23 protein-coding genes are annotated in these 26,668 nt (G+C 56.7%); 17 read left to right on the top strand and 6 right to left on the bottom strand.

Annotated elements, in window-relative coordinates:
* Positions 1 to 6 precede the first annotated feature (6 nt).
* The gene (locus CK498_RS23720; RefSeq protein ID WP_095623325.1) at positions 7 to 327 is read left to right on the top strand and encodes a cytochrome C oxidase subunit IV family protein; all 321 of its coding nucleotides are present in this window, start codon (positions 7 to 9) and stop codon (positions 325 to 327) included.
* Between the two features lie 67 nt (positions 328 to 394).
* Positions 395 to 994 (top strand): pyridoxamine 5'-phosphate oxidase family protein, encoded by a 600-nt coding sequence (locus CK498_RS23715; protein ID WP_095623324.1) that lies wholly within the window; start codon positions 395 to 397, stop codon positions 992 to 994.
* A 17-nt stretch (positions 995 to 1,011) separates the two neighbouring features.
* Here CK498_RS23715 and CK498_RS23710 read toward each other — a convergent pair whose 3' ends face one another.
* From CK498_RS23710 to leuS, 6 genes are all read right to left on the bottom strand, one after another.
* Positions 1,012 to 2,271 (bottom strand): TRAP transporter large permease, encoded by a 1,260-nt coding sequence (locus CK498_RS23710; protein WP_095623323.1) that lies wholly within the window; start codon positions 2,269 to 2,271, stop codon positions 1,012 to 1,014.
* Entirely contained in the window at positions 2,268 to 2,807 is a 540-nt protein-coding gene (locus CK498_RS23705) for a TRAP transporter small permease (RefSeq protein ID WP_407645900.1), read from the bottom strand. The genes CK498_RS23710 and CK498_RS23705 overlap by 4 nt, the downstream gene beginning before the upstream one ends.
* Entirely contained in the window at positions 2,808 to 3,803 is a 996-nt protein-coding gene (locus tag CK498_RS23700) for a TRAP transporter substrate-binding protein (RefSeq protein ID WP_095623322.1), read from the bottom strand.
* A 63-nt stretch (positions 3,804 to 3,866) separates the two neighbouring features.
* Positions 3,867 to 4,925: a DNA polymerase III subunit delta gene (gene holA / locus CK498_RS23695; RefSeq protein ID WP_095623321.1), complete on the bottom strand. Its 1,059-nt coding sequence runs from the start codon at positions 4,923 to 4,925 to the stop codon at positions 3,867 to 3,869.
* Positions 4,926 to 4,950: 25 nt separating this feature from the next.
* Complete coding sequence (locus CK498_RS23690) at positions 4,951 to 5,451, bottom strand: LPS-assembly lipoprotein LptE (RefSeq protein ID WP_095623320.1); 501 nt, start codon at positions 5,449 to 5,451, stop codon at positions 4,951 to 4,953.
* A 34-nt stretch (positions 5,452 to 5,485) separates the two neighbouring features.
* Positions 5,486 to 8,080, bottom strand: a complete 2,595-nt coding sequence (gene leuS, locus CK498_RS23685; RefSeq protein WP_095623319.1) for a leucine--tRNA ligase — start codon at positions 8,078 to 8,080, stop codon at positions 5,486 to 5,488.
* Positions 8,081 to 8,448: 368 nt separating this feature from the next.
* Between leuS and CK498_RS23680 the strand changes: the two genes are divergently transcribed.
* From CK498_RS23680 to cysD, 15 genes are all read left to right on the top strand, one after another.
* Positions 8,449 to 10,590 carry a polysaccharide biosynthesis protein gene (locus CK498_RS23680; protein WP_095623318.1) on the top strand — a complete coding sequence of 714 codons (2,142 nt, stop codon included), beginning with the start codon at positions 8,449 to 8,451 and terminating at the stop codon, positions 10,588 to 10,590.
* A gap of 340 nt (positions 10,591 to 10,930) precedes the next feature.
* On the top strand, positions 10,931 to 12,049 hold the full coding sequence (locus tag CK498_RS23675) for a polysaccharide export protein (protein ID WP_095623317.1): 1,119 nt from the start codon (positions 10,931 to 10,933) through the stop codon (positions 12,047 to 12,049).
* 2 nt (positions 12,050 to 12,051) lie between these two features.
* Positions 12,052 to 12,489, top strand: coding sequence for a low molecular weight protein-tyrosine-phosphatase (locus CK498_RS23670; RefSeq protein ID WP_095623316.1), 438 nt, complete (start codon positions 12,052 to 12,054; stop codon positions 12,487 to 12,489).
* Between the two features lie 46 nt (positions 12,490 to 12,535).
* Positions 12,536 to 14,734, top strand: a complete 2,199-nt coding sequence (locus CK498_RS23665) for a polysaccharide biosynthesis tyrosine autokinase (protein ID WP_095623315.1) — start codon at positions 12,536 to 12,538, stop codon at positions 14,732 to 14,734.
* A gap of 23 nt (positions 14,735 to 14,757) precedes the next feature.
* A complete protein-coding gene (locus tag CK498_RS23660) occupies positions 14,758 to 15,780 on the top strand; it encodes an NAD-dependent epimerase (protein ID WP_095623314.1) in 1,023 nt (340 codons plus the stop codon).
* A 71-nt stretch (positions 15,781 to 15,851) separates the two neighbouring features.
* On the top strand, positions 15,852 to 17,189 hold the full coding sequence (locus CK498_RS23655; RefSeq protein ID WP_095623313.1) for a UDP-glucose dehydrogenase family protein: 1,338 nt from the start codon (positions 15,852 to 15,854) through the stop codon (positions 17,187 to 17,189).
* Between the two features lie 40 nt (positions 17,190 to 17,229).
* Entirely contained in the window at positions 17,230 to 18,303 is a 1,074-nt protein-coding gene (gene rfbB, locus CK498_RS23650) for a dTDP-glucose 4,6-dehydratase (protein ID WP_095623312.1), read from the top strand.
* Between the two features lie 15 nt (positions 18,304 to 18,318).
* Positions 18,319 to 19,137, top strand: a complete 819-nt coding sequence (locus tag CK498_RS25960) for a hypothetical protein (RefSeq protein ID WP_141247000.1) — start codon at positions 18,319 to 18,321, stop codon at positions 19,135 to 19,137.
* An 8-nt stretch (positions 19,138 to 19,145) separates the two neighbouring features.
* Positions 19,146 to 20,015, top strand: a complete 870-nt coding sequence (gene rfbA / locus CK498_RS23645) for a glucose-1-phosphate thymidylyltransferase RfbA (RefSeq protein WP_095623311.1) — start codon at positions 19,146 to 19,148, stop codon at positions 20,013 to 20,015.
* Positions 20,016 to 20,054: 39 nt separating this feature from the next.
* The gene (locus tag CK498_RS23640) at positions 20,055 to 21,164 is read left to right on the top strand and encodes a DegT/DnrJ/EryC1/StrS family aminotransferase (protein WP_095623310.1); all 1,110 of its coding nucleotides are present in this window, start codon (positions 20,055 to 20,057) and stop codon (positions 21,162 to 21,164) included.
* A complete protein-coding gene (locus tag CK498_RS23635) occupies positions 21,161 to 22,477 on the top strand; it encodes a phenylacetate--CoA ligase family protein (RefSeq protein WP_141246999.1) in 1,317 nt (438 codons plus the stop codon). Before CK498_RS23640 ends, CK498_RS23635 begins: the two co-directional genes overlap by 4 nt.
* Positions 22,467 to 23,126, top strand: a complete 660-nt coding sequence (locus CK498_RS25955; RefSeq protein WP_141246998.1) for a PglD-related sugar-binding protein — start codon at positions 22,467 to 22,469, stop codon at positions 23,124 to 23,126. Before CK498_RS23635 ends, CK498_RS25955 begins: the two co-directional genes overlap by 11 nt.
* A 48-nt stretch (positions 23,127 to 23,174) precedes the next feature.
* Complete coding sequence (locus CK498_RS23630; RefSeq protein ID WP_176475890.1) at positions 23,175 to 24,644, top strand: lipopolysaccharide biosynthesis protein; 1,470 nt, start codon at positions 23,175 to 23,177, stop codon at positions 24,642 to 24,644.
* A 50-nt stretch (positions 24,645 to 24,694) separates the two neighbouring features.
* Positions 24,695 to 25,705: a glycosyltransferase gene (locus tag CK498_RS23625; protein ID WP_217987848.1), complete on the top strand. Its 1,011-nt coding sequence runs from the start codon at positions 24,695 to 24,697 to the stop codon at positions 25,703 to 25,705.
* A 147-nt stretch (positions 25,706 to 25,852) separates the two neighbouring features.
* The coding region (gene cysD, locus CK498_RS23620; protein WP_095623306.1) for a sulfate adenylyltransferase subunit CysD at positions 25,853 to 26,668 on the top strand (816 nt) is incomplete at its 3' end.

The following is a 26,668-nucleotide window of genomic DNA, read 5'->3' as shown; positions in this document are numbered from 1 at the left end:
GTCGGCATGGACCAACACAACAGTCATCACCAGCCTGAGCTGCGCGTCTATTTGCGCGTATGGATATGGCTGTTCGTGCTCAGCGTTTTGTCTTACCTGGTGGATATCTCGGGGCTCGAGGGATATCCCAAATGGGGGCTGATCACCCTGTTCATGCTGCTCAAGGCCGGCCTGATCGTGGCCTTCTTCATGCACATGGCCTGGGAGCGCCTGTCGCTCATCTACACTGTGCTGGTGCCGCCGGGGGTGCTGCTGTTCCTGGTCGCGCTGATGGCGATGGAGGCCAACTATACGCTGATTTCTCGGCTCGCCAATCTGGCCGGTTGACAGCGACGCGACGACGTCATCGAAGCGTGCGATACTGGACATCGGTCAAGTATTCAGAGAGATAGCGATGATCCGCTCCCTTGAGGAACTGCGTGCGCTCTACCCACCTACCAAGCCGCGTGCCCTGCAAAAGCAGCTCAGCCACCTGGATCAGCACTGCCGACGCTTCATCGCGCTGTCGCCGTTCGTGGTCCTGGCCAGCGGCGATGGCGCCCAGCACGATGCCTCGCCACGCGGCGGGTCGCCGGGCTTCGTCAAGGTAGTCGATGACACCACGTTGCTGATTCCCGATTCGCCGGGCAATAACCGCCTCGACTCGCTGAGCAATATCATCGCCAGCGGGCGCCTCGGGCTGCTGTTTTTGATCCCCGGCATCGATGAGAGCCTGCGCATCAACGGCGCGGCCGAGGTGTCGGTGGACGAGGCGCTACTGGCGCAAGTGAAAGACGAGCGTCGTACGCCGCGGGTGGTGATTCGGGTAACGGTAGAAGAGGCCTACCTGCACTGCGCCAAGGCATTGATGCGCTCGCGCCTGTGGGCAGACGACAGTCGCCACGAACGTTCGGTGCTGCCGAGCATGGGCAAGATGATCCAGGATCAGGCCGGCGGCAGCGGTGAACCGGAGAGTCAGGCGGCGATGCTGGCGCGCTATCGGGACGAGCTATGAGGTAGTCCGGCGGACATTCATCCCGACCAGCCCAGCATGATCGGAACGTAGACCACCAGCAGCAGTACGCAGATCAATCCCAGCAGGTAGGGCAGGATGGCGCGGGTGATGCGTTCCAACGGCAGCTGGGTGACCGAGGAGGCCACATAGAGGTTGATCGCCACCGGCGGAGTGATCATGCCGATCGCCAGCCCCATGACGATGATGATGCCGAAGTGGATCGGATCGATGCCGAGCTGGGTGACCAGCGGCAGCAGCACCGGGGTGAGAATGATCAGCGCGCTGGCGGTCTCGATGAATACCCCGGTGAGCAGGATGATCGCCACGATCAGCAGCATGATCACGTAGGGATCGGTGGATAGCGACAGCACCGCCTGGGCGATGGCGCCGGGCACCTGCCAGCTGGACAGGGTCCAGCTCAGCACCGCGGAGGTGGCGATCACCAGCATGATCACCGATGTGGTGATCGCCGAGCGGATCAGGATACGGTAGACGTCGGCCAGGCGTAGATCGCGATAAACGAACAGCGACACCAGCAGGGCATAGTTGACCGCCACGACGGCTGCCTCGCTGGGGGTGAAGATCCCCGAAAAGATGCCGCCAAGGATGATCACCGGCGTCATCAGGCCCCAGCTGGCGCTCTTCAGGGTACGCCAGATGGTCGCCATCGACAGCGGCGTGCCGCGAGGGTAGTTGCGTCGATAGGCCTGGGTGATGGCAATCGCGGCGAGTCCCAACCCCATGATCAGGCCGGGTATGAAGCCGTTGAGAAACAGCTTGGAAACCGACTGCTGGGCGATCACGGCATAGATGATCATGGGGACCGACGGGGGAATCACCACGCCAATGGTGCCGCTGGCGGCGATCAGGCTGGCGGCGGAGGCCGGGTCATAGCCCTTGCGCTTGAGTTCCGGCACCAGACTCGACCCTACCGCTGCGGTGGTGGCAGCGCCGGAGCCGGAGATGGCTGCGAAGAACATGCCCGCGCCCACCGAGACCAGCGAAAGCCCGCCCTTGAGAAAGCCGAACAGGGCGTCGGCGAAGTCCACCAGCTTTTCACTGACCTTGCCCTGTGCCATCAGGTCGCCGGCGAGGATGAACATGGGGATCGCCACCAGGGCAAAGGAGTTGATGCCCTGGAACATCTGCTGGGTGACCACCATCAGGGGAACGCCCTGGGCATGGATGGCGACCAGGGTGCTGGCGCCGATGGCCAGGGCGATGGGCACCCCGAGCAGCATGAATAGGAAGAACAGCGCGAACAGCAGGCCGGTCATGCGGGCGGTTCCTCGGCGTTGACGCTACCTGAGTCGATGTCGTCGGGCGGTGCCACCAGTGCCTCGATCAGGTCGACCAGGGCATACCAGCTCATCAACGCTGCGGCTAGCGGTATCACGGCGTAGATATAGGTCATCGACAGGCGCAGTGAGGCCGAGCGCTGAAAGCTCTGGACGTGCATGTACTGATAGCCGATCACCACCAGCGCAATCATGAAACTAAGCGCGACCAGCAGGGCGGCGATACGTGCCAGCCGCTGCAGGCGCCTTGGCAGAGCCTCGACGACGAACGTCACGGCGATGTGCCGGCCGCGCTGGAAGGCCAGGGTGGCACCCAGGAAGGTGATCCAGATCAGCAGAAAGCGCGACACTTCCTCCGTCCAGCCGACGGCGCTGAACAGTACGCGAGAGACGATCTGCAGCGTAATGGTGGCGATCAACGCCGCCATGCCAGCGAACACCAGGGGCTGGATGACGGCGTCAACGGCTCGCTCCAAACGCTGCAGCCGCGGGAGCAGGGCGAGCAGCAATCGCACTTACTCGAGCGCCTCCCGAATGCGTGCCAGGTAGTCGCCGAACTGCTCGCCATACTTGTCGTAGACAGGCGCCACGGCGGCCTGGAAGGCCTCGATATCGGGGGTATCGTTGATCTCCATGCCGGCATCGCGCAGTTCGGCGAGCTGCTCGGCCTCCATGTCGGCGTTCATGCGCCGCTCATGTTCGGCGGCCTCCTGGGCGGCATCGCGAAGGACGTCGTGAGCGGCCTCGGGCAGCTGATTCCACACTGGCATGCCCATGACGAAGATCGCTGGGGCATAGGTATGCCGCGACAGCGTCATGTAGGACTGGGTTTCGTCGAGATTGAATGAGTGAATGACGTTGACCGGATTTTCCTGGCCGTCGATGGTGCCCTGCTGCATGGCGGTCAGGGCTTCGGTCCAGGCCATGGGGATGGCATTGGCACCGAGTTCGCGGAAGGTATCGGTGTAGACCGGATTCTCCATCACGCGAATGCGCAGGCCGTCGAGGTCGTCGGGGGCGCTGACCGGACGCTGGCTGTTGGTCAGGTTGCGGAAACCGCGCTCGGCGTAGGCCAGCCCCTTGAGGTTGACGTCGGCGAGCTTGTCGAGCAGCTCCTGGCCGATGGGGCCGTCGAGAACCTGATAGGCGGCCTCCGGTGAGGGGAACAGGAACGGCAGCTCGAAGACCGCCATCTCTTCGACGAAGTTGGCCACTGGGCCGTTGGTGATCACGCCCATGTCGATGCTGCCGATCTGCATGCCTTCGAGCAGGGTGCGTTCGTCACCCAGTGTGGCGTTGGGGTAGATGTCGATGTTGACGGCGCCCTGGGTGCGCTCTTCGACTAGTTCCTGGAACTTCACGGCGGCGATATGGAAGCCGTCCTGCTCGTTGACCACGTGGGCCAGGCGTAGCGTCACAGGATCCATGTCAGCGAACTCGGAGGCCTGGGCGGTGGTGAGCATGGCTAGCGAAACACCGGCGGCCAGTGTGCAGCGTGCGAAGCGATTCATTATGATTTTCCTTTTTGTGGTCAAACTCTTGAAGCATGCCCGAGGGCTGCTGGAAGGGTCAATTCAGCCCACCTTGTACGATAGTGGCGACTCCGCCAGCAGGCCACGGCCGCCGGCCAGGGTCAGGGCCAGGTCGTGGATGCCGTCCCACAGCGGCAGCGGGGCGGCGCCCTTGATCGCCAGGTCGAGGCGCTGGGCGAACAGCAGCAGCTTGTGCAGGCGCTTGAGGGGCAGGCGGTTGAGCGCCTGTTGGTAGGCGGGGCGGCGCTTGTCGAAGATCGGCGGCTTCTGCGCCTTGCAGGCGTGCTCGAAGCTCTGGCCCTGGTCGAGGTGCTGGTAGAGCGATAGCAGGATGCGCAGCTCGCGGGTCAGTGCCCACAGCATGATCGGCGCCTCGACGCCCTCCTGGCGCAGGCCGCGCACGATCCGCGAGACCCGTTCACGCTCGCCGCGCAGGCATGCCTCGGCCAGGGTGAAGACATCGTAGCGCGCACTGTCGTCGACGCCGCTGGCGATCGCCTCGGCGTTGAGGCGCGCGCCGGGCGGCATCAGCAGCGCCAGTTTCTGCAGCTCCTGGTCGGCGGCCAGCAGGTTGCCCTCGGTGCGCTCGCCGAGCAGCTTGGCCGCCTCCATATCGAGCTGCAGGCCGTGGCGGCTGGCGCGGTCGCGCATCCAGAAGCCCAGCCGCTGGTGGTCCACCGGCCACACCGGGACGAACAGCCCGATCTTGTCCAGCGCCTTGAACCACTTGCTCTGCTGCTGCTTGCGGTCGAGCCTGCCGGCGCTGAGCAGCAGCACGTTGTCGCTGCCCTTGGCCTGCTCGGCGTAGGCCTCCAGCGCCCGGCCGCCCTCCTGGCCGGCGGCCTGGCTGCCGAGGCGCAGCTCGATCAACTTGCGGGTGGCGAACAGCGACATGCTGGCGGCGGACTCGGTGAGCCGCCCCCACTGAAAGCCGCTCTCGACGTGCAGTACCTCGCGCTCCTCGATGCCCTGCTGGCGGGCTGCGGCGCGTACTGCATCGCAAGCCTCGATATGAATCAGCGGCTCATCGCCGGTGACCATCACCACCGGCGGCAGCTTGCTGGCAATGGCATCGGGTAGCTTGTCGGGGAATATCTTCACGTAGAAAGCCTATGAACGCGTTGCATCACGACGCTGGCTGGTCGTCGAGGGCGCGCAGGCGATCGAGCAGGCGCCGCGCCGCTTCCTCGCGCAGCTCCTGGCGCGCTTCCTGACGAATGTCATCCTGGGCCAGCAGGTTGTTGTCGCTGATGCTGAAGTTGGTGCTCACCTCGAGCTGCTGCTGGTCGAGCAGGTAGGCGTTGTCGCGCTGGCGCTGCACCGAGAAGGGCGCACGCAGGGTCAGCTCGATCTCGCGGCTGGCGGCGCTGCCGAAGGTACGGCGGCTCTCGCTGAACGACTCACTGCCGAGGTTGAGGCGCAGCGGAGCGTCGTCGCGAATCACGGTGTCGGCACGCTCCAGCGCCGCCTGCACCGCCGGGGTCAGGTCGCTGTCGGCGGCGACAAGGGCGATGCTGTCGAGTGACAGCACCGGGGTCTCCAGCCCGCGCAGGCGAAAGCCGCAGCCGGCCAACGCCATGCCGGCGCCGGCGGCCAGGGTCAGGTGAAGAAAGCGGCGACGCTGCATGGAACGCTCCTTGTGAGGTTGACGATCGTGGCGCTCAGCCGACCACGATATTGACCAGCTTGCCCGGCACCACGATCACCTTGCGTACCGCCTTGCCTTCGGTGTGGCGCTGCACGTTCTCGGCAGCCAGCGCCTGGGCCTCGATGGCGGCCTTGTCGGCGTCTGCCGGCACCTCGAGGCGCGCGCGCAGCTTGCCGTTGACTTGTACCACCAGCTCGATGCTATCGCGGGCCAGGGCAGACTCATCGAGGCGCGGCCAGGCGGCGTCGATGGCCGGCTCGGCATGGCCCAGCGCTGCCCACAGCGCATGGCAGATGTGCGGCGTGATCGGCGCCAGCAGCAGCACGCTGGTCTCCACCGCTTCACGCGCCACGGCCAGGTCCTGGGGGCTTGGCTCCTCTCCCTCGCCGTGGAAGCGGCCCAGCGCATTGGTCAGCTCCATCACCGCGGCAATGGCGGTATTGAAGGTAGTGCGACGGCCGATGTCGTCGCTGGCCTTCTTGATCGTCTCGTGGGTCTTGCGGCGCAGGTCGCGCTGGGCGTCGCTCAGGGCACTGGTGTTCAGCGCGCCTGGCGTGCCGGCGGCGAGGTGTTCATTGACCAGGCGCCACAGCCGCTTGAGGAAGCGGTTGGCACCCTCGACGCCGGAGTCTGACCACTCCAGCGACTGCTCCGGCGGGGCGGCGAACATCATGAACAGGCGCACGGTGTCGGCACCGAAGCGGTCGATCATCGACTGCGGGTCGACGCCGTTGTTCTTCGACTTGGACATCTTCTCGATGCCGCCCATCTCCACCGGCTGGCCGTCCTCGATCAGCAGCGCGCTGATCGGGCGGCCCTTGTCGTCGCGCTTGACCTCGACGTCGGCGGGGTTGAACCAGGTCTTGGCGCCGTTGGCCTCGAGGCGGTAGTAGGTCTCGGCGATCACCATGCCCTGGGTCAGCAGCTGCTGAAAGGGCTCGTCGCTGTCGACCAGGCCGAAGTCGCGCATCAGCTTGTGGAAGAAACGCGCATAAAGCAGGTGCAGGATGGCGTGCTCGATGCCACCGATATAGAGGTCGACGGGCAGCCAGTAGTTGGCGCGCTCGTCGAGCATTGCTTCATGGTTGTCGGCGCAGCAGAAGCGCGCGTAGTACCACGACGACTCCATGAAGGTATCGAAGGTGTCGGTCTCGCGCACCCAGCCGTCGCCAAGATCGGAGAACGCCGGCATCTTCTTGAGCGGCGAGCCCGAGGCGTCGACGGTAACTTCCATCGGCAGTGCCACCGGCAGCTCGTCGTCGGTGAGCGGCACGGTTTGGCCTTCGGGGCCATACTTGACCGGGATCGGTGCGCCCCAGTAGCGCTGGCGGGCCACGCCCCAGTCGCGTAGGCGGAAGTTGGTCTTGACCTCGCCGACGCCCAGCCCCTCGAGCCTGGTGGCGATGGCATCGAAGGCCGCCTCGAAGTCGAGGCCGTCGAACTCGCCGGAGTTGATCAGGCGGCCATATTCCACATAGGCACCCTCGGAGAGATCCGGCGCCTGGCCATGCTGGTCGGCGATCACCGCCTCGATGGGCAGCTGGTACTTGGTGGCGAACTCCCAGTCGCGCTGGTCGTGGCCGGGCACCGCCATCACCGCCCCGGTGCCGAACTCCATGAGCACGAAGTTGGCCACATAGACGGGGACCTCGCGGCCGCTCAGCGGGTGCACGGCAACATGCCCGGTGGGCATGCCTTTCTTCTCCTTGGTGGCCAGCGCTGCCTCCGAGGTGCCGCCCTGGGCGCACTCCTCGCAGAACGCCGCCAGCTCGGCATTACCCGCTGAAGCGGTCTTGGCCAGCGGGTGGCCGGCGGCTACCGCCAGGTAGGTCACGCCCATCAGGGTGTCGGGGCGGGTGGTGTAGACGCTGACCGGCTCGTCCGGGCTGCCATCGGCCTGCTTGATGTCGAAGGACATCTCGACGCCGCGCGACTTGCCGATCCAGTTGCGCTGCATGGTCTTGACCTGCTCGGGCCACTCGACCTTGTCGAGGTCGGCGAGCAGCTCATCGGCGTAGTCGGTGATCTTGAGGAACCACAGCGGGATCTCCTTGCGCTCGACCGGCGCGCCGGAGCGCCAGCCGCAGCCGTCGATCACCTGCTCGTTGGCCAGCACGGTCTGGTCGATCGGATCCCAGTTGACCGTCGACATCTTCTTGTAGACCAGCCCCTTCTCGAGCAGCTTGGTGAAGAACCACTGCTCCCAGCGGTAGTAGTCGCTGTCGCAGGTGGCGAACTCGCGGTTCCAGTCGTAGGCGAAACCCAGCGCCTTGAGCTGGTTGCGCATGTAGTCGATGTTGTCGTAGGTCCACTTGGCGGGCGGCACGCGATTGTTGATCGCGGCATTCTCCGCCGGCATGCCGAAGGCGTCCCAGCCCATCGGCTGCATGACGTTCTTGCCCTGCATGCGCTGGAAGCGCGACACCACGTCGCCGATGGTGTAGTTGCGCACATGCCCCATGTGCAGCTTGCCGCTGGGGTAGGGGAACATCGACAGGCAATAGAATTTGTCGCGATTGGCGTCTTCTACCGCCTTGAAGCACTGGTTTTTGTCCCAGTACTGCTGGGCGTCGCGTTCGATCTCAAAGGGCGTGTACTGTGCGTCCATCGGTCTCAACAGGCACCTTGCGTTAAATGTAGCAACATGTGGGAGCGTCGCCGGCCGACTTAGTCTATGTTTGACCTTGGTCTACATGCTCGGGTCGGGGCGCGGCGCGTCATGGCAATTGGTGCATAAGCATACCCCACTAGCATGCTTGCGGCCACGCTCCTGCCCGAGCATGCGTCAGGCCACCTAGATTGACCACATGCTTCATTAGTGTCAGTACCAGGTTGCTAGCGCTTTTCTTGCTCGCGATGTCGGATACTTAATGTTACACTGGTCGATGTGAGATGTTACATTGATGGGCGCTAGCGCCTTACAGGGGTTCAGGATGACCCTGGCGCAGCGGGTCTTGCTCAGCAAAGGGACACAGTATGACTCAACTGCTCAAAAAGCTGTTCAACCTGCCGCGTCGCCGCAAGCAGGTCATTCAGCTTCTGGCCGATTCCCTCCTGGTCGTTATCAGTTTCTTTACCGCCATGCTGTTGCGTCTCGACTCGCCGCGCTTCCTGCTCGACCCTGAGGTGTGGATGGCCCTGCCGGTGGTGGTGCCAGTAAGCCTGATCATCTTCGTCAAGCTGGGCTTTTATCGCTCCATCATCCGTTACATGGGGCTCAAGGCGTTTCAAGCCATCATGGCTGGCGTGTTGAGCTCGGCACTTACGCTGGCCGTTGTCAGCAGCGTATTCAACTTGCCGGTGCCTCGCTCCGTTCCCTTTATCTACATCATGCTGGCCTTGATGACCATCGGTGGCGTCAGGCTTGCGCTGCGCTTGCTATATCAGCGTGGCCAGCAGCGGCTCAAGACGCGCGTGCTGATCTACGGTGCCGGTGCCGCCGGCCGGCAGCTGGTGATGTCGTTGCGCCATGGTCGTGACTACGAACCGGTAGGCTTCGTCGATTTTGCTCCCCGGCTGCAAGGCACCCATGTGCAGGGGCTCAGGGTGCACTCCCCCGATGATACCACCCGCATCATCAACAACTATGGCGTAGAGAAACTCCTGCTTGCCGTGCCGGAGGCCACGCGCGCGCGGCGACAGGAGATCATCGAGTCGCTCGAACCGCTCTCGATTCCCGTGCAGACCATCCCCGACATGGCGGACGTGGTGTCCGGCAAGGCCAAGTTCAACGAGCTGCGTGACGTGGCAGTAGAAGACCTGCTGGGGCGCGACCCTGTACCGCCCGTGCAATCTCTGATGGGCGCCAACATTACCGGCAAGGTCGTCATGGTAACCGGCGCCGGCGGCTCGATTGGCAGCGAGCTGTGTCGCCAGATTCTGAGGCAGCAGCCTAGCAAGCTGCTGCTGGTGGATGTGTCGGAATATTCACTTTATCGCATCGAGCTGGATCTAAAGCGTATCGCTGAAGCGGAAACGCTGAAGGGGGCCGTGGTGCCGATTCTCGCGTCGGTGCGTGACGGCCAGCGGATCGAGCAGCTCCTGGAAACGTTCGATGTTCGCACCATCTACCATGCGGCGGCTTACAAGCATGTGCCCATGGTGGAGTACAACCCCTGTGAAGGAGTGCTGAACAACGTCTTCGGCACGCTGGCCGTGGCCAAGGCAGCGGTTGCCACGGGGGTCGACGACATGGTGCTGGTTTCCACTGACAAGGCAGTCCGACCGACCAATGTGATGGGAGCCAGCAAGCGCCTGGCAGAGCTGGTCTGCCAGGCGCTTGCCGCCTCACAGCAGAAGACTCGCTTTACGATGGTGCGATTCGGCAATGTACTTGGCTCTTCTGGCTCCGTCGTGCCGCTGTTTCGTAAGCAGATCGAGAATGGTGGCCCGATCACCGTCACGCATCCGGAAATCACCCGCTACTTCATGACCATTCCCGAAGCCGCGCAGCTGGTAATACAAGCCGGTGGGATGGCCAAGGGCGGAGACGTCTTCGTGCTCGACATGGGCAAGCCGGTACGCATTGCCGAGCTGGCAACGCGCATGGTGCGACTGACCGGCCTCGAGCCGTATTTCCCCCAGTCGAGCGGGACTCTGCACCCTCAGTTATCGAGAAAACGGCGCAGCCAATTGAACGAGTTGGCAGAGGGGGGGCGCCAGGGCGATATCTCCATCATCTTTACCGGTTTGCGTCCCGGCGAAAAACTCTACGAAGAGCTTCTGGTTACCGAAGCCGTCGGCAAGACCGGACACCCGCGCATCATGACGGCCAATGAGGCGGCGCTGAGCTGGGAGGAGCTGGAGCCCATCCTGCTCTCCCTTCACGCTGCCTGTGTTAACCAGGAGGGCGATATGGTGCGTCAGGTCTTGATGGAAGCGCCTACCGAGTACCACCCCCAGAGCGATATCGTCGACCACGGCACCAAAGCAGCCAGTGACGAGCCGAAAGCAGGTTCTGCACCCGCTGCCGACGCTGTGCCAAGCCATCAAGGCGCTGAATCACCAGCCGATATCCCCCCTAGCTGGCAGACATTGAGTGAAACGCCCAGTGAGGCCGGCCCACGCGAGGAGCCCGTGGCAGCCAGCGTTGCCTATTATTCACCAAAGCACCGCTAGGATGGCGGATCGGCCGGGCGCACAAGGGCGCCGGGTGTGAAAAGAGAGTGAGCGACAAGGACGTATCGTGGCGGCTGTGGTAATGACCGCCAACCGCGGGCTTTCAGGCCGCGAGCAGCGGAAGATTACGGATACGTCTTGAAGAGAAAAAGCAGCAATGCGTCGACGCGGCTCCCTGTGAGTCGGCTATTGGCCATTGAGACAATCAGTATATGCAAGCGTACTAACGCTTCAGGCCTCGGAGATGCGCCTTACTACACTCCGGGGCGGTAGCGTGCCTGGAAGAGTTCGCCAGGGATAGGGCGCAAAACGACAATTGAAAGGATCGGGGGAACGGCCAATGCGTACTTTAACCGCTTCACGCCATATCATGACGCTATTCGCAGTACTCGCGCTGGGGGGCTGCGTGATCGCCCCTGGGGGGCATATGAGCTATGACACTGAAGATGCCCCTGAGCTCTCGCATCTGGTCGATATCGAACCTATCACGCCGGAGCTCATAGGTTCCCTCGAGCGCGCAGAGCGACGCGTAAGCCCCATGCCGGATGAGCTACGCGGGCAACTATCCGACTATGAGTACAACGTGGGCCCGGGGGATGTGCTCAGCATCGTGGTGTACGACCACCCGGAGTTGACGATTCCGGCGGGGGCCGAGCGCAGCGCGGCAGAGGCCGGCAATCAGGTGCGCGGCGATGGCACCATCTTCTACCCCTTCCTGGGGCGCATCAATGTGGCGGGCAAGACCTCCGATGAGATCCGCCTGCAGCTGACGCATGGACTCTCCGAATACCTCACCGACCCCCAGGTCGATGTGTTCGTGGCGGCCTTCAACTCACAGAAAGTCTATGTCACCGGGGCGGTTGACGACCCAGGCATCGTGCCGGTCACCAACGTCCCCATGACCATCATCGATGCCATCAGCGAGGTGGGCGGTCCCACATCTGCAGCGTTCTGGCACGACCTGACCTTTATTCGCGACGGCCAGGAGGAGCGCTTGTCGCTCTACGCGCTACTCAGCGAGGGCGACCAGCGTCAGAATCGCCTGCTACGTGATGGCGATATCATTCACGTGCCTACCGCCGAGAACCAGGGCATCGCCATGATGGGCCAGGTACGCTCACCGGGTAACCTGTCGATGAACCGGGAGCGCCTGTCACTCTCGGATGCCATCTCGCGGGCTGGTGGGATCAATGAAGTGACCGCCGACCCATCGGGTATCTTCGTGCTGCGCCGCCAGCCTGAAACCAGCGACAAACTGGCGACGGTATATCAGTTGGACGTCAACGATGCCACGGCATTTGCCCTTGCCGGTGGTTTTCCGCTCGAGCCGCGGGATATCGTATACGTGACTACGGCGCCGCTGGCACGCTGGAACCGTGTGATCAGCTTGTTGCTGCCGTCGATCGGGCTGCCGGGTAACATCCGTGGCTCTAGCCAGAACCTCGAGGATTTACTCTAAGCATGTTCGATCATGTACTGGTGGTATGCACCGGCAACATCTGCCGCAGCCCAGTGGCTGCGGCCATGTTGCGCAGGCGGCGCCCCGAGCTTCGCGTCGATTCCGCCGGGCTCGGGGCCATGGTCGGGCAGGGGGTGGAACCCAACGCGCTGCAGCTGGCGCTGGCCGAAGGACTTGACCTCGAAAGCCATCAAGCACGCCAGCTGGATAGTGCAATGCTGGCCAGCGCCGACCTGGTATTGGTGATGAGCGATGGCCAGCGGCGTGAAATTGCCAACCGCTGGCCTGAAACACTGGGCAAGACCATGCGTCTTGGCCAGTGGCTCGATGCAGGCAAGGGGCGTGACATTCCCGACCCTTACCGCAAGAGCCGGGAAGTCTTCACGCATGTTCACCAACTTTTGGTTGATGCTACAGAGGGATGGGCGTCGCGATTATGAAACAGTTGCCCAATATTTTCCTTTCCACTTTTCGAAGTAGAGCCCAATGTCTGATAAATCTGTGACGCAAGCCCCACCCGAGGAAACGATCGACCTGGGCCGTATGATCGGCGTGCTGTTCGATCATAAGTGGTTGATTATTTTTGTCACCGGCTTATTCGCAGCGGTCGGCATCATTCACGGGATGTTGGCCACACCGATCTATCAATCCGATGCCCTGGTACAGGTTGAGCGGCGCTCGACCGTGAGCCCCCTGGGCGATATTGGCAACGTCATCGGGGCAGAAGAACTGAATACGCCAGCGGAGCTGCAGATACTGCAATCCCGCATGGTGCTTGGGCAAGTCGTCGACCGATTGAGCCAGGACATTATCATCCGGCCGGTGGAAGTCCCTGTCATCGGCAATTTCGTATTGCGACGTAATATTCCTCGCCCATCCTTTATGGAGGGGCAGCCGCATATATGGGGCGATGAGAGCATTGATGTGCCGCGTTTCGAATTGGCCGAGAGGCGCCGCGGCCAGCAGATACTGGTGGAACGTATCATCGACGACCGCTATCGCGTATTGGTCAACGGTGAGGCGGTAGGCAATGGCAACATTGGCGAACCTGCGGTCTTCCTCGATGGCGACCTGGAATTGACCATTGAACGCTTCGATGCCGCCGTTGGTGGGCGCTTTCAACTGCTGAGGCAGCACCGCAACTCGGCCATTCGCTCCATCGGCAGCCGCCTGCAGGTCGTCGAGGCAGGAGGACGAGGCTCGCCGACCGGCATGCTGCGTATGACCATGATGGGACCGGATACTCAGGAAATTACTCGCACTCTAGATGCGGTGGCCGAAACCTTCCTGACCCAGAACGTCGAGCGCCAATCGGCCCAGGCACAGCAGAGCCTGGAGTTCCTCGAACAGCAGGCCCCGGAGCTGCGCGAGCAGTTGGTTGGCGCCGAGCAGAGCCTCAACGAGTACCGGGCCAACCTGGACAGCGTGGACCTGAGCAGTGAGGCTCAGGCCGCCATCCAGCGTTATATCGAGCTCGATACTCGTCTCAACGAACTGGAGTTCCAGGAGGCGGAGCTGGCGCAGCGTTATACCCCTAGCCACCCCAGCTACCAGGCACTACTACGGCAGAAGCGCCAGATCGAGCAGGACCGCACCGAGCTTAATGCCCGGGTCAATGAGCTGCCGGCTGCCCAGCAGGAAGTCGTGCGACGCACCCGCGACGTTGAGGTTACCCAGGCAATTTACGTCAACGTACTCAACAAGATGCAGGAACTGCAGGTTGCCAGGGCAGGTACCATCGGCAATATCCGCATCATCGATCGTGCCGTCATCTCAGGGCAGGTGGCACCGAACAAGGCAAAAACCACCGTTCTCGCCACGCTACTGGGCTTTATCCTCGCGGTTGGCGGTGTCCTGCTGCGTGAATTGCTGCGCCGCGGCGTGGACTCACCCGAGCAGATCGAGTCCGCTGGCCTGCCGGTATATGCCACTATCCCGCTCTCCACGGCGCAGAACAAGCTGGCCCGAAGGGTCAAGCGCAAGCGCCGCAAGCCCGCTCAGGACATCGTGGTCGGGGTGCTAGCGGAACGCGAGCCAGCGGATCTGGCACTCGAAGCGCTGCGTGGGCTGCGTACCAGCCTGCACTTTGCCATGCTCGAAGGGCGCAATAATCGCTTGATGATTACCGGCCCAAGCCCCGGTGTTGGCAAGAGCTTCGTTAGCATCAACCTGGGGGCCGTCAGCGCCCAGGCAGGCAAGCGGGTACTACTCATCGACGCCGACCTGCGCAAAGGTCATATCCACCACGCCTTCGGCAAGAAGAGCGAGAACGGCCTGGCAGACTTCCTAGCTGGGCAGATATCGCTTGACGAGATCATTCAGCCCACCGGCATGGATAACTACTGGGTGGTCACGCGTGGCACGGCGCCGCCCAACCCCTCGGAGCTGCTCATGCAGCCACGCTTCGCCGAGGCGATGGAAACCCTTAGCCAGCAGTTCGACTTGATCATCGTCGATACGCCGCCGGTGCTTGCGGTGACCGATGCCAGCGTGGTCGGCAAGCAGTGCGATACCACCCTGCTGGTGGCGCGTTTCGAGACCAACCCGGTGCGTGAGATCATGGCAGCCAAGCGGCGCTTGGAAGGCAACGGTCTTGTGGTGCAGGGCGCGATCTTGAATGCCATGGAGCGCAAGGCGTCGACGGCCTCAGGGCACTATGGCTATTACTTTTACAATTACCGCTAGTTCTTTATTCAGGTTGTGATTTCATGAAAATATTAGTAACAGGTAATGCCGGCTTTATCGGTTTCCATACCGTCAAGCGGCTGCTCGAGCGCGGTGACAGCGTGGTCGGCTTCGATAGCGTCAATGACTACTACGACCCGGCCATCAAGGAGGCGCGACTAGCGATACTGGAAGAAACCGCCAAGCGCACTGGCAGTGACTACCACTTCGTGCGCGACAACCTCGCCAATCAGCAGGCGGTGAACGACTGCTTCAATGAGCATGGCATCGAGCGCGTCATCCATCTGGCGGCTCAGGCCGGCGTGCGTTACTCACTGGAGAACCCGCACAGCTACGTCGAGAGCAATGTCGTGGCCTTCACCAATATCCTGGAGGCCTGCCGCTACGCCAAGGTGCAGCACCTCACCTACGCCAGTACCAGCAGCGTCTATGGGGCCAACACCAAGATGCCGTTCTCCGAGCATGAAGGTGCCAACCATCCCCTGCAGTTCTACGCCGCGACCAAGAAGGCCAACGAGATGATGGCGCACAGCTACAGCCATCTATTCGGCCTGCCGACCACCGGGCTGCGCTTCTTCACGGTGTATGGGCCCTGGGGCCGGCCGGACATGGCACTGTTCAAGTTCACCAAGAATATCCTGGCCGATGAGCCGATTCCGGTGTTCAACCATGGCAACCACACGCGCGACTTCACCTACGTGGACGACATCGTCGAAGGGGTGATCCGCGCCAGTGACCAGGTGGCCACGGCGAACCCCGATTGGGACAGCGATGCCCCCGATCCCGCGACCAGCAATGCGCCGTATCGGCTGTTCAACATCGGCAACAACGACCCGGTCAAGCTGAGTGCCTACATCGAGGCGATCGAGGTGGCGCTCGATAAGCCGGCCAAGAAAGATCTGCTGCCACTGCAGCCGGGCGATGTGCCCGATACCTTCGCCGACAGCAGCGAGCTCGAGAAGGCCGTCGACTACAAGCCGGCTACCCCCGTCAAGCAGGGCGTGGCGAATTTCGTTGCCTGGTACCGCGACTACTACCAAGTGTGAGGTTTGGCACTAGCGATGCTTCCTGAGCATGCGCAGTGGAGCAGCGCCATCAAGAACATGGAAGGAGTGGCATGAACGTCACGGTTTTTGGAACAGGTTATGTTGGTTTGGTGCAGGGCGCGATTCTCGCCGATGTAGGCCACCATGTGGTGTGCGTGGATGTGGATGCGTCGAAGGTCGAGCGGCTGATCCAGGGCCAGATCCCGATCTATGAGCCGGGGCTGGAACCGCTGGTGCGCGAGAACCATGCCGCGGGCCGGCTAGAGTTCACCACAGATGCCGAGGCGGGGGTCAAGCACGGCCAGGTGCAGTTCATCGCCGTCGGAACCCCGCCCGACGAAGATGGCTCTGCAGACCTCAAGTATGTGCTGGCGGTGGCGCAAACCATCGCCGAGCATATGCAGTGCGACCAGATCATTATCGACAAGTCGACGGTCCCCGTTGGCACCGCCGACAAGGTGAAAGCCAAGGTGGCAGAGGTACTCGCCAAGCGAGGCCGGACTGATTTGGGCTTCGACGTCGTTTCCAACCCGGAGTTTCTAAAAGAGGGCAGCGCCGTCGCCGACTGCCAGAAACCCGATCGCATCATCATCGGCACCCAGGACGCAGCCACCATCGAGGTGATGCGTGAGCTCTACGCGCCGTTCAACCGCAACCACGACAAGATCATCGTCATGGATGTACGCAGCGCTGAGCTCACCAAGTATGCCGCCAACTGCATGCTCGCCACCAAGATCAGCTTTATGAACGAGATGGCTAACCTGGCCGAACGCCTAGGGGCCGATATCGAAGCGGTGCGCCAGGGCATCGGCTCCGACCCGCGGATTGGCTACCACTTCATCTATCCCGGAGTGGGCTACGGCGGCTCATGCTTTCCCAAGGACGTGCAGGCACTCATCCGCACGGCCGGCGATATCGACTTCGATGCCAAGGTGCTCAAGGCCGTCGAAGCGCGCAATCAGGAGCAGAAGACCACGCTGTTTGCCAAGATTCTTCGTCATTTCGATGGGCAGCTCGACGGCAAGACCTTTGCCGTGTGGGGGCTGGCCTTCAAACCCAACACCGACGATATGCGTGAAGCGCCCAGCCGGGTGCTGATGGAAGCGCTGTGGCAGGCTGGTGCCAAGGTGCAGGCATACGACCCTGAAGCCATGGAAGAGACCCAGCGTATCTACGGGTCGCGTGACGGCCTGACGCTGTGTGGCACGAAAGAAGCGGCCCTCAAGGGTGCCGATGCACTGGTGATCGTCACCGAATGGCAGAGCTTCCGCGCCCCGGATTTTGACCTCATCAAGTCTCAGCTCAGCCAGGCGACCCTGTTTGACGGGCGCAACATGTTCCAGCCGGCACGCATGCGCAATAAAGGCTTCACCTACTACTCTGTCGGCCGCCACATCACATCGGCGTAACCGTCAACGTAAGCAATGTCAGGATGACAGAAGGCCCGTTATGAAACTCTTGATTACCGGTGGCGCTGGCTTTATTGGCTCGGCGGTCATTCGCCATGTGATTAATGACACCGATGACCAGGTGGTGAATGTCGACAAGCTCACCTACGCGGGTAACCTCGAGTCGCTGCAGTCCGTTGCCGATAACCCCCGCTACGCCTTCGAGCAACTCGATGTGTGCGATCAGCCAGCCCTGGCTGATGTTTTCAAGCGCCACCAGCCCGATGCCGTCATGCACCTGGCGGCTGAAAGCCACGTAGATCGTTCCATCGATGGGCCTGCAGCCTTTATCGAGACCAATATCGTCGGTACTTACACCTTGCTTGAGGTCGCACGTCAGTACTGGCAGGGCCTAAACAGCGTTCGTCAAGCAGCGTTTCGGCTGCATCATATCTCTACTGATGAAGTGTATGGGGATCTGGACGGGCCGGAAGGACTATTTACCGAGCAGACACCCTATGCTCCCAGCTCACCCTATTCGGCGAGCAAGGCGAGCTCGGACCACCTGGTGCGCGCCTGGTCGCGTACCTATGGCCTTCCTGCCATCGTCACCAACTGTTCGAATAACTACGGGCCCTATCACTTTCCTGAAAAGCTGATACCGCTGGTGATCCTCAATGCCCTGGAGGGCAAGCCGCTGCCCGTTTATGGCAAAGGCGAGCAGATTCGCGACTGGCTATACGTTGAAGACCATGCCCGCGCTCTATACCGGGTAGTGACCCAGGGAGCGCCGGGGGAGACCTACAATATCGGTGGCCACAACGAGAAGCGTAATATCGATGTGGTACATACCCTGTGTGCGCTGCTCGACGAGCTGGCTCCCTCTGCTCATTCGCCCTACCACTCGCTGATCACGTATGTGCCGGACCGCCCCGGGCATGACCTGCGCTACGCCATCGACGCCAGCAAGATAGAGCGCGAGCTTGACTGGACGCCTGCGGAGACCTTCGAGAGTGGAATTCGCAAAACGGTGGAGTGGTACCTGCAAAACCTCGAGTGGTGCCGCCGAGTCCAGGATGGCAGCTACCAGCGTGAAAGGTTGGGTGTTGGTTCCGCTGAGCTCTATGTGAAGTAAGATAAGGAGGAGTGTATGCAACTTACTTCGCTACTGAATAAGCTATTGATAACGAATGGTGTTCAGCTAAGCAAGATTCCTAAAGATTTAACTACTGATAAACATCAGCGTCCCTCTGTAGGTCATATTATCGAGCTAATAGGCCCCTCGGGAGTAGGCAAGACCTATTTTTATAATCATCTCCGGTCTGAGCTAGAGGGGGGGTGGTATTTTAGGCAAGATGTTAAAAAAATAAGCAACTATCATGGTAGCAGTTTTTCCTTGCTTCAAGAAAAAGATGCGTTATTTATAGAGTGCCTTTTGAAGAAAAAATACGAAAATGTATTTTTAGGTAAGGAGACACTTCAGCGTAAAGTGTCACTCCATGAGTTTTTCGTAAAAGAAATTGCGGCAGATGTGTATTTCCGACACACGAAGCTAGCTCGCGGCCTTTTCTCTGATGAAGGCGTTACGCATAATTTTTCCAAGGAACTGCTTTGGTACCATGAAAAGTTGAATGAAAACGGTGAGAATAAGCTACATACTGAACTGCAGCGTTTTTTTGAAAACCGTTCAGTACTTATGTATGACGCGCCTACAACTCAGATTATCAAGAACTTGAAAGCAAGAAGCTCCCAAAAGCCTGGGGCTGGAAATGACTGGTTTTATTATGCTGGCGAAAAAGAAGTAACCGAATTTATTGAAAGATCGAAGAAAAGCAAAAGAAAAATACTTTCAGTCTTACAGCGGTATGACGTTGATGTTCTCGTGCTGGATGCTACTGAGGATATCAATATTAACAAGAAGAAAGTTCTTGAATTTTGTTCTTATGTCGTATCTGGAAAAAAGGAATAGGGAGTGTTATGAAAGGTATTATTCTTGCTGGTGGTAGCGGAACACGCCTTTACCCTATTACCATGGGGGTCTCCAAGCAACTTCTGCCGATTTATGACAAGCCCATGATCTACTATCCGCTGTCAGTATTAATGTTGGCGGGTATTCGTGATGTGCTGGTCATTACGACGCCTGAAGAAAATGAGAGCTTCCGCCGTCTGTTAGGGGATGGCCAACAGTTTGGTATCAGCATCGCCTATGCCGAGCAGCCGAGCCCGGATGGACTGGCGCAGGCATTTATCATAGGCGAAGAATTTATAGGTGAAGATAGTGTCTGTTTGGTACTTGGAGATAATATCTTCTATGGCCAAGGTTTCAGCCCCAAACTGAAGAGTGCCGCGGCACAGGAAACGGGGGCCACGGTATTTGGCTACCAGGTCAAAGACCCTGAGCGCTTTGGCGTAGTTCAGTTCGATAAACAGAAGCGCGCCCTCTCAATTGAAGAAAAACCTGACAAGCCCAAGTCAAACTATGCGGTGACAGGTCTCTACTTCTATGATAACGATGTCATCGAGATCGCCAAGCAGGTGAAGCCTTCACATCGTGGCGAGCTTGAGATTACCAGCGTGAACCAGGCGTATCTTGAGCGAGGCGACCTAAGCGTCCAGCAGCTGGGGCGCGGTTTTGCTTGGCTCGATACTGGTACGCATGAGAGCCTTCTTGAGGCTGCTCAATTCGTTGAAACAATCGAAAAGCGCCAAGGCTATAAAATTGCCTGCTTGGAAGAGATTGCTTGGCGAAACGGCTGGATGTCTACTGTTCAGCTTAAAGTCGCTGGCGATAAACTCTCCAAAAATGGCTATGGAAAGTATCTTCTTTCATTAATCGACGAAGATTGATAACTGATTTTCCTTCCAAATTCTGTAGGTCGCATCGTTATGATCCCTGTTACCAAGCCCTATTTGCCGAGCCGTGAAAAGTTGGACCGATATATCGATGGTATCTATGAGCGAGCATGGCTGACTAACAATGGGCCATTGGTACAGGAATTGACGCAGCGCTTGGAAGCTTATTTGGGAGTAGAGAACCTACTGCTTGTTGGTAATGGTACGCTCGCTTTACAGATTGCCTATCGTGCTTTGAATGTTAGTGGTGATAGGCCAAGCGAAGCGATTACCACTCCCTTTACCTATGTGGCAACGGCAAGCTCACTGAAGTGGGAAGGCGTGGAGCCGGTGTTTGTCGATATAGATCCCGATACCTGGTGCCTCGACCCGGCCAATATAGAAGCAGCCATTACATCGACTACTAAAGTTATTGTACCTGTCCATGTATTTGGTAATGCCTGTGACGTTGAGACTATTGAAGCTATTGCTTGCCAGCATGGGCTAAAAGTCATCTATGATGGTGCCCATGCATTTGGTGTGACGTATAAAGGAGAGAGCCTTCTAAAGCACGGTGATGCCACAACCCTTAGCTTTCATGCGACCAAGCTGTTTCACTCCATTGAGGGCGGTGCCATTATCTTCAAGCGTAAAGAGGACTTGGAGCGCGCTCGCAGGATGACTAACTTTGGTCTTGCTGCACCCGAAGAAATCACTGATGTCGGGATCAATGCCAAGATGAGTGAATTCCAGGCAGCCATGGGACTATGTGTATTAGATGAGATTGATGAAAATCTGAAGGGTCGGGAAAAAGCCTGGCACACTTACGAGGCTGCATTTAAAAGTAAGGTTCAACTACAGTATCGAAATCCATCGGCCTCATGTAATTATGCATATTTTCCGATGATGCTTAAAGATCAGGAAAAGTTGTTTGCAACGCTCGAGCATTTGCGCTCGAAGGACATTTCAGCAAGGCGTTACTTTTATCCATCACTAGACATTGCTTCATATGGAAAAGCGGTTGGAGCTGGTATTTCGCAAGATGTCGCAAGTCGTATTATATGCTTGCCAATTTTTTATGGCTTGTCTGAGAATGACCAAGAATTAATTGCTAATTCGGTTATTGAAATTGTGGTTAGCAGCTTAGGCGAGGGAGTGCTATGAGCTTAGGTGGAAATTTGCGAAGGGTTGTTTTCTTTGCTCGTGATCGCATGGAAGGTCAAGGTATTGGTGCCAACCTCAAAGAAATTCGAAAAGAGTTATCTGAGCCAAGCCTGGGTCTAGAAAAGCAGAGCCAACGAATAACTGATTTACTGGATTATGCTACTACTAATTCGCCATTTTATAAAAGCCTGACCGGCAGGGGGATTCAAGATTTTCCTGTAGTTAACAAGCAGGTTTTAATCGAGAACTACCGGGACGTTTGCGTACCTCCTGCAATGGTACCGCATCAACGCGGCTCCATGCATATCGCCAAAACCAGTGGCTCAACTGGTATGGTGTTTAAAGTTCCCCAGGATACTCGAAAACGTGCGAGAAGAATTGCTGAATTGAAATATTTTGGCGAGCTGGCGGGGTATCTTTCCCACGAACCTCTGGTTCAGCTGCAGGCCTTCAATGCAGATAATAAAGCCGATCGATTTAAATCATTTAAGGACAATGTGTATAAGTTTGACGCTAGCTCCATGGGCGATGAGCGCTTGACTGAGCTGTTGGAATTCATTGAACGGAAGAGAGCGATTGCGGTAATCGGTTATGCTAGCTGGTTATCACAGCTCGTAAACTTCGTCACAAACAACCCGTCTTCGCTTGCAAAGACCAAGACACTCAAGACCCTGATTGCCATTTCTGAGCATCTGCATGACGAGACCAGGGATAAAGTAGAACAACATTTTGGTGCATATATTGTTTCTCGTTATTCTAATGAAGAGCAGGGTGTGCTGGCTCAGCAGCTAGCCGGCAATGAAGGCTTCAAGCTAAACCATGCCAGCTACTATTTTGAAATCCTCAAGCTGGACTGCGATCTGCCTGCGGAGCCGGGTGAGCTGGGTCGAATCGTAGTGACAGACCTCTTTAACTACGCTTTTCCGATGATTCGCTATGATACGGGCGACACCGGGGTCATAAGTCGCGGAGAAGAGGCTGAACAAGAGTATTCATATCTTTCTGCCATATATGGCCGTAAGCAGGATTTAGTCTTTAGTGCTGGGGGGGATCCTATACACCCTATTACCTTATCCCGTACATTGAAAGTTTATCCTGAAATTAAGCAGTGGCAGTTTATTCAGAAAACCTCTAGTCGCTATGTCGTCAAGTTGAATCTATATCGGCCTATTGACGATAAGGTCATCATTGATTGTGTGAAAAACATATTTGGCAATGAGGCGGAAGTGGAAGTCGAAGTTGTCAGTGACATTCCTGTGCTGGCATCGGGTAAAAGGCGTTCGGTAATCTGTGAGCTTGAGCATGAAGGATGATATTTATGTGGTTGGAGTTGGACCATATACGGCTGTTATAATTGAGTTGGCACAAACTTGCGGCTATGTGGTGAGAGGGCTTTACCATTACAATGATGAACGTGATGGTGAGTATTTTCATGGTCTCCAGATCATCAGCTCTATAGACTCACTACTGGCAACAAAGAGGGGGGGGCAAGGGAAAAAATTTGCCCTGTCTATGGGTAATAACCAGGTCAGGATGAAGACTGCAGGTGACATCCTCGAAAATGGAGGTATTATTCCTTCACTTATTCATCCGTTAACTGAGGTATCACCTAGCGCTACCATTGAGGAGGGGGTGATACTTAAAAGAAATGTGGCGGTTCAAGCCAAGGCTACCATCAAGCGTTTTTCTATTGTCTGCGATAACTCGCTGATTTGCCATCATTCGATAATCAATGAAGGTTGCTTTGTCGCTGGTTTATGTGTTGTAGGAGCATATCTTGCCTTAGGTAGGGGAGTGTTCATTGGACAAGGTGCCATTGTGCCTTCCGGAAAAGCAAGCTCATTGGGGTGCTTTTCTAGTGTCGGAGCTGGTTCAGTCGTCATAAAAGATGTTGCAGAATATGAGGTTGTTGCAGGGAACCCTGCAAGAGTGATACGAGTTAGTGATGCTAATAAATCATAGTACTGCTAGTGCTATCAATTATTATGTCTTTCCCTGAGGGTTGATTACTTGTTAAGAGCTCGTACTGTAAGCGGAATTTTCTGGACCTTTTTAGAGCAGTTTAGCAAGCGAGGGATCAGCTTGCTTGTGACCTTATTGCTTGCTCGGTTGCTGCTCCCAGAAGATTTCGGCTTGTTGGCAATGATTTCTGTTTTTGTCACTATTGCTTCTTCACTAATGGATTCTGGAATAAAACAGGCAGTTATAAGAAGGAAAGAAGTTGATCAAGATGCCTTAAATACTGCTTTTTACGCTAATATTTTTCTAGGTTTGGTCGCTTATTTAATCCTTTATGTTGGCGCTCCATATATTGCTAATTTCTATGATGAAGAAAGGTTAATTCAACTTATCCGAGTGGCAGGTCTGGTTGTGATTATCAACTCGCTACATATAATACAAAGCGCTATACTGACCCGTGATCTCAATTTTAAACTTCAGCTAAAAGCATCGATACCTGCAAGTTTTATTTCAGGCGTTACTGCGGTTTTTGTTGCTTATTTTGACGGTGGTGTATGGGCACTAATTGTTCAATTGCTACTTAGTTCGTTACTTTTGGCCCTGTTCTTATGGTGGATGCAAAATTGGCGCCCCAGCTTCACTTTTGATTTTTTGGTTTTGAGAGAGTTATATAGCTTCGGTTATAAGTTGTTCTTGGCGAATCTTCTCACCCAAATAACAAAAAACATATATGTCTTGGTGATCGCAAGCCTTTTTGGGGCCGCAGTCGCTGGGTTATATTATTTTTCACATCGAATTAAAGAGCTTGTAGTAGATCAACTTGTCAGGGCAGTACAAAAAGTCACTTACCCTGCCCTTTCTAAGCTTCAAGATGAAAGCGTAAGACTTAAAGAAGGGTATAGAAAAGTCCTACAGGTCACGACATTTATTTTATATCCGTGCGTATTTATGCTCGCAGCATTAGCATCTCCACTTTTTGATATAGCTTTTCCTGATCGCTGGAAACCTGCGATACCATATCTGCAAATAATGTGTATTGCTAGCCTTCTCTACCCACTTCATGCAATTAATTTAAATATTCTTAAAGTAAAAGGGAGGTCGGATTTATATCTTGGGATCTCTGTGCTCAAGAAAGTGATGACATTTTCAATTTTGTTTTTCAGCTATAGATTCGGGGTTATTGGAATATTGATAGGGCAGGTTTTTCTTGGGGTTTTGGCTTACATACCCAATAGCTACTACTCTGATAAGTTAATTGGTTACTCTGTCGTTGAGCAATTCAAAGATTTCTTTCCTGCATTTATTATATCCTCATTTGTAAGCGGAGTTGTTTATTGGGCTGTCAGTATATCTTATTTTTCGTCCACTCTTGAGGTTTTGATATATGGTGTATTAGGAAGTGTGGCTTATATTTTGCTTTGCGCCGTTTTTAGGGTGCCTGGGTTTAGTTTGTTTTTTGAAATGGCAGGTGGGAGATTTCCCATTATTCGTAAGATGCTGTTAAAGAGCAAGCATGCTTGATGTTGAGGAAAAATATTCTTATCTTTTTAAAAAATATTAGTGGTGGAATAATGAACGTAAAAGAAGCTGGAAGTATTTCACGCACTGGTTTACAGCTTGGAGATCATGCTCCTAGGCCCCCTGAGCCTCAAGATCAGGACCAGATAATATCAAACTGGAAAGGCGATTTATCATCACCATTAGTGTCAATTAAATGTAATGCTTATAATCATGCTGGCTATATCCGGGATGCGATAAATAGTTTTTTAATGCAGCGTACTAATTTTCCTTTTGAAGTAATAATACATGATGATGCATCGGCCGATGGAACCGATAAGATAATATCTGAGTATATGGAGCGCTATCCCTTTATTATAAGGGGGGTGTTGCAAAAAGAAAATCAATACTCGCAAGGGAAAAGGCCAGGAAATTTCACGGCACACTTGGTTCGCGGTAAATACATCGCTTTATGCGAAGGGGATGATTACTGGCTTGATGAAAATAAGCTACAAATACAGGCTGACTTCCTAGAAAGCAACCCGGGTTTTGCTGTATGTGGTCATGACGCTTGTGTGATAGAAAATGGTATCGTTGTTCGAGAGACTAAATTGCGCGATAATCAAAAGCGTGATTTTTCGGCAATGGAGTTGCAACGAGGTGTCTACGTTCTTACACTCTCAGCTATGTTCGTGAATAAGTTAGGGGAAGCACCTCCTGAGCACTCGCAAGTGGTAAATGGTGATGACTTTTTCTTGAGCAGACTCGGCGAATTTGGAGGGTCAAAATACCTTCCTGAAATCATCCCCGCAGTCTATCGTCGTCATGAGGGTGGTGTTTGGTCATTAGTAGATGATAGAAAGAGAAAAGCTCACTCTATTAACACCCAATATTGGATAATGCAATACTACTCCAGGAAAGGAAATAGTCGGTTAGCGACATATTTTGCAAGCAAGGCAGCCGCTAACTTGTTCTCTAGCTTGCCTTCTTTTTCCTTTCGCGAGCTTGTTTTTTTGTTTGTACAGCTCTTAAAAATGTTCTTTATAAGGAAGTTTTCTTTTTTTAAGAAGCGTTTAAAAAAGTAAGATATATAGAATATATTTTCATGATTTGAAAGTCCTGCAAGACTATCTCTGATGTATGAATGATTATACGCATTCAGACGGTCAACCAAAATTAGAGTGCGACCTGCTTAAAATTTTTTCTGTATTATTAACCAACTTGGTAGTGTAATGAACGATATAGTCGGCCTTACTCCCGAACGCCAGACCCACCTCAAGCAGCTCGAAGCGGAGTCGATCCACATCATCCGCGAGGTGGCCGCCGAGTTCCGCAATCCGGTGATGATGTACTCCATCGGCAAGGACTCCTCGGTGATGCTGCACCTGGCGCGCAAGGCCTTCTACCCGGGCACGCCGCCGTTTCCCTTGATGCATATCGACACCACCTGGAAGTTCAAGGAGATGATCGCCTTCCGTAACCGCATGGCGGCGGAGGCGGGCATGGAGCTGATCGTGCATACCAACGAGGAGGGGCGCGCGGCCAACATCAACCCCTTCGACCACGGCAGTGCCAAGTACACCGACGTGATGAAGACCCAGGCGCTCAAGCAGGCGCTCACCGAGCACGGCTTCGATGCCGCCTTCGGCGGCGCGCGCCGCGACGAGGAGGCCAGCCGCGCCAAGGAGCGGGTCTACTCGTTCCGCGACAAGTACCACCGCTGGGACCCCAAGAACCAGCGCCCCGAGCTGTGGAGCATCTACAACGCCAAGGTCAACAAGGGCGAATCGATCCGCGTCTTCCCGCTCTCCAACTGGACCGAGCTGGACATCTGGCAGTACATCTACCTCGAGCAGATCCCCATCGTGCCGCTCTACTACGCCGCGCCGCGGCCGATCGTCGAGCGCGACGGCATGCAGGTCATGGTCGACGACGAGCGCCTGCCGCTGGAGGAAGGCGAAGTCCCCGAGGAGAAGTGGGTGCGCTTCCGCACCCTGGGCTGCTACCCGCTCACCGGCGCGGTGGAGTCGCATGCCGCGACCCTGCCC

The sequence above is a fragment of the Halomonas salipaludis genome, assembly GCF_002286975.1.
Taxonomy (GTDB): Bacteria; Pseudomonadota; Gammaproteobacteria; order Pseudomonadales; family Halomonadaceae; genus Franzmannia; species Franzmannia salipaludis.
The sequence above is the reverse complement of the archived record's forward strand: the minus strand, read 5'-3'. Positions and strand labels throughout refer to the sequence as shown.